We start from the raw sequence: 2,486 nt of genomic DNA on the forward strand, positions 1-2,486 counted from the left end.
CGTAAGCGCCATTAAATCAGCACTCTTGCTTTCAGCCGGATAATATTACTGTTTTTGAGATAGCTCTGCGGCAAGCTGCCAGGGCAGCAGGGCTTCCAGTTTTTCCAGGGTGTCGGCCTCGGCGATGAGGCTCAGCACATGCGCTATGTACCTGGAAGGCTCCAGCCCGTTGGCCTTGGCGCTTTCGATGAGGGAATAACAGCTGGCACTGGCATGGGCACCCTGGGGAGTATCGGCGAACAGCCACGCCTTGCGGCCCACCGCGAACGGGCGGATGGCATTTTCGGCCAGCACATTGCTGATGTGCAGATCGCCACGCGCACAGTAACCCACCAGTTCGGGCCACTGCTTTAGGGTGTATTCCATCGCCTTGCGGGTCAGGGATGTCTTCAGCACCCGGCCGACATGCTCCTCCAGCCAGGCCTTGAACGCCGTCAGTCTCGGCAGGCTCAGTTCCTGACGCGCGCGATAGCGCTCAGCGGGACTCATATCCTTGATTTGACGCTCGATCGCATAGAGTGGGGTGATGTGACCCAGGGCAATCTCTGCCTTGGATACCCTGGTCTGCTTACCTTTGCTGCCGGCTCCCTTGATGGCGTCCATGAACTTGCGCCGGGCATGATCCCAACACCCGATCCGGGTGATCGCATTCGTCCTGCACACCTGGGCGTAACCGGAGTAACCATCGGCCTGCAGAATGCCGGTAAAGTCGTCGAGCAGACGCACCGGTACGCGGCCGGCACGAGACGGATCATAGGCGAACAGCACCGAAGGCCGGTGTGGCGGTCCGCCCCGGGTTACCCACATCCATTTATCGGACTGGGCGGTTTTGCCATCCTCTTTCAGTACCTGTATTCGGGTTTCATCGGCCTGCAGATAGTCACCGCTGTTCTGAACTTCCCGCATCAGATTGATGAGCGGCCGGAATACCGTATCCAGCCGAATGATCCAGTGTGCCATGCTGGTCCGGCTGAGCGCATGGCCCAGACGCTTGAACATCTGCTCCTGACGGTACAGTGGCAGGCCATCGGCATACTTGGACGTGATCAGGTAAGCCAGCAGCGAGGGGGTGGCGATGCATTTACCCAGCGGGTGAAGCGGGCGCCGGGCGGCCAGGATACGCTCTTCACCCTCCTGCTCGAACACGGCTTTTTCCTGCCAGTACTCCAGCACCTTCAGTTGCGCCGGAATGAAGTGCAGCTCTTCCTTGACCTTGGTAAAGAAGGTGCTGGTGGCACCGGCCTTTTCCTGCTCGGAGAGGGTCAGCTCGATACGCTCGCGCAGGAGTTTGTCGGAGAAGCCACGCTGGCGACGTTGGCGAGCGGGTTTGGGGGTGTCTGTTTCTTCAATGCCTTCCGGCAGTTGCTCACGCAGGGCATCGATTTCTGCTTCCAGCTCGGCTTCGTCGAACAGGTGGAGCTGATGAGCGCTTTTTTCACTGCTGGCGGCAAACTGCTGCGCCCGTTTCCAGCGCAGCAGCTCTTCGAGCAGTTCAATGTACTGGTCGCGCTGTCTGACCGTGCGGTCCCGTTGTTCCAGGGCACGCTCACGCTGCTCAAGCTCAGCCTGTTGCGCCGCCAGTTGCTGCTGCAGCCCGGCCACCATCGACAGCAGCTCAGCGGCCGATAAACCGCTGAGCTGGGGGGTGATGACGGGGGTTTCTGGCTGTATTTTCATACGCAAAAGTATAGCAAAAACAGCCAGTTGGTGCACTCAAAAACGGCTATCCAACGGCGTCATAATGCAGTGTTTTATGGCCCTTGAGCAGGCTGATATCGACCCCGTCCAGCAGCCAGTTAATCTGCTCGCCGGTCAGCGGCATCAGCTCGTCGGCAGGGCTGGGCCACTTGAACTTCTCCTCGGCCAGCGCCTTGTAATAGAGCACGAAGCCGTTGTCTTCCCACATCAGGCACTTGATTTTGTTGCGCTGACGGTTGGTAAAGGCATAGAGCGCCCCACTAAACGGGCTCTGTCCCAGCTCCAGTTCAACCATCAGTGCCAGGCCATTGGCCTGTTTGCGAAAGTCGACCGGTGCCCGGTAGAGATAAATTTCCGGCAGGTGTCGCGCCGGACGCAGGTAACGGTTGCGCATCACAGTTGCCTCAGTAGCGTAGCCAGTAAGGCGATGTTGTCGGCGTGCAGGCCGGTGACGGTGATGCCATTGGGGAATGACAGGGTCAGCTGTTCGGCCAAGCGATGCTCCGGCACGGGGGCGACGCGGGCAAAGCCGGCCGGTGTCCGGGTGTCATCCTGGTGGTCAGGCTTGTTGAGCTTCTGACGCCAATAAACAAAGCGATGATAGACGAGAGACTGTTGTTTGCAGTAAGCGGCCCCGGTCAGGCCAGAGGCCTGCCAGTCAGCGAGCGTTTGTCGCCAGAACTGTTGAAGATCGGTGTTGGTCATGTCGATTCCTCCTGAATTAAAGGCAGGACTCAGTGTGACGAACTCCGATGTTCAGAAACAGATGCGGTTTTATTGGCACTTAC

General features: G+C 58.7%; 2 protein-coding genes and 1 pseudogene. All 3 read right to left on the reverse strand.

Annotated elements, in window-relative coordinates:
- Window positions 1–45: 45 nt before the first annotated feature.
- Window positions 46–1,509: pseudogene (tnpC, locus tag HNR62_RS15965) on the reverse strand (IS66 family transposase); the annotation flags it as partial.
- A 214-nt stretch (window positions 1,510–1,723) separates the two neighbouring features.
- The gene (gene tnpB, locus HNR62_RS15970; RefSeq protein WP_204797072.1) at window positions 1,724–2,092 is read right to left on the reverse strand and encodes an IS66 family insertion sequence element accessory protein TnpB; all 369 of its coding nucleotides are present in this window, start codon (window positions 2,090–2,092) and stop codon (window positions 1,724–1,726) included.
- Window positions 2,092–2,403 carry an IS66 family insertion sequence element accessory protein TnpA gene (gene tnpA / locus HNR62_RS15975; RefSeq protein WP_204797073.1) on the reverse strand — a complete coding sequence of 104 codons (312 nt, stop codon included), beginning with the start codon at window positions 2,401–2,403 and terminating at the stop codon, window positions 2,092–2,094. The genes tnpB and tnpA overlap by 1 nt, the downstream gene beginning before the upstream one ends.
- Window positions 2,404–2,486 lie beyond the last annotated feature (83 nt).

Source organism: Oceanisphaera litoralis, assembly GCF_016907015.1.
Taxonomy (GTDB): domain Bacteria; phylum Pseudomonadota; class Gammaproteobacteria; order Enterobacterales; family Aeromonadaceae; genus Oceanimonas; species Oceanimonas litoralis.

Excerpts from the sequence above, each read along its gene's own strand:
- tnpB (WP_204797072.1), bottom strand. The coding sequence starts at position 2,092 with ATGCGCAACCGTTACCTGCGTCCGGCGCGACACCTGCCGGAAATTTAT.
- tnpA (WP_204797073.1), bottom strand. The coding sequence starts at position 2,403 with ATGACCAACACCGATCTTCAACAGTTCTGGCGACAAACGCTCGCTGAC.